Genomic DNA, 1,234 nt, shown 5'->3' with positions numbered 1-1,234 from the left:
TTCGATTGATGCATAATTGGGCTGCCGTTTACTTGGATAGTCAATAATATGCTGTAGATATTCTTTAACGAGCGGCACATACTCTATAAACTGCATTTTCGTGACCAGCCAAAACAACTCACTGATAGAAAAATCTGCCGATGATGCTTTACGAATAATTCTAACCACAGGAGGAAAGATTTTCTGACGTGCATCATCACCTTTTTGCTGACTCTGATCTGCTTTAGATGCCCAGTAACTGATAAAAGCAGACAAGATATGCCGATCTGTATCATCATAACCATGTAAACGATGATCAATCATTCCCTCTGTCTCCCCTTTCTCAAACATCAAAACCAAAGTATCAAAGCCTTCATCAATACCCCAATGAGCAAGCAGGCGTGCTGAATCAAATTGTAATACCTCATTTTCATTGGATAGCAATTCGATTAATCCATCTATCCTCTCTTGCGGCACATCCTCCAAGTCAAGCTCTTCTGGAATCGTCGTATAGTCCACATTTTCCGGTACGCTATACAGCAAAAAATCTATTTTTTTCTCATCCATTAATTTGACCCTTAGATAACTTACTTCAGCTGCATATTTTAATAGAGCATTCCAACTGATTCAGATTCGGGACAACCCAAATACCCCATTTGAAACGCTCCAATCCGATTCCGATTTATTCCGCCTTCCCCAAAATCATCGCATCGCCATAGCTGAAAAAGCGGTATTCCTGTGCCACCGCATGGTGGTAAACGCTGCGGATATGCTCCATGCCCGAAAACGCGCTGACGAGCATCAGCAAGGTTGATTTGGGCAAGTGGAAGTTGGTAATCAAGCGGTCGGCAACATTGAAGCGGTAGCCCGGCGTAATGAAAATATCGGTATCGCCGCGACCGGCTTTCAGACGGCCTGTTTCGCGTGCGGCGGATTCCAAGGCGCGCATGGAGGTTGTGCCCACTGCCCACACTTTATTGCCGCGCGCTTTGGCGGCCTCAACGGCGGCAACAGTCTCGGCCGGTACGTCAAACCACTCGCTGTGCATTTTGTGTTCTTCAATTTTATCGACGCGCACGGGTTGGAATGTGCCGGCACCGACGTGCAGGGTTACTTCTGCGGTTTCTACGCCTTTGGCTTTCAGACGGCCCAATAACTCATCGGTAAAGTGCAAACCCGCCGTCGGTGCGGCCACTGCGCCTTGGTACTTGGCGTACACGGTCTGATAGCGGCTGTCGTCTTCATCATCGGCCAC

Annotated in this window: 2 protein-coding genes; both read right to left on the bottom strand. The window is 47.5% G+C overall.

Annotated elements, in window-relative coordinates; translation table 11 throughout:
* On the bottom strand, positions 1–546 hold a 546-nt coding region (locus ACTHS3_RS13660; RefSeq protein WP_440368211.1), incomplete at its 3' end, for a hypothetical protein.
* A 115-nt stretch (positions 547–661) separates the two neighbouring features.
* A partial coding sequence (gene queA / locus ACTHS3_RS13655) for a tRNA preQ1(34) S-adenosylmethionine ribosyltransferase-isomerase QueA (protein ID WP_440368210.1) occupies positions 662–1,234 on the bottom strand: 573 nt, incomplete at its 5' end.

The sequence above is a fragment of the Neisseria sp. P0009.S007 genome (assembly GCF_051962515.1).
Note: the sequence above shows the minus strand (reverse complement) of the source record. Positions and strands in the feature narration are given on the sequence as shown.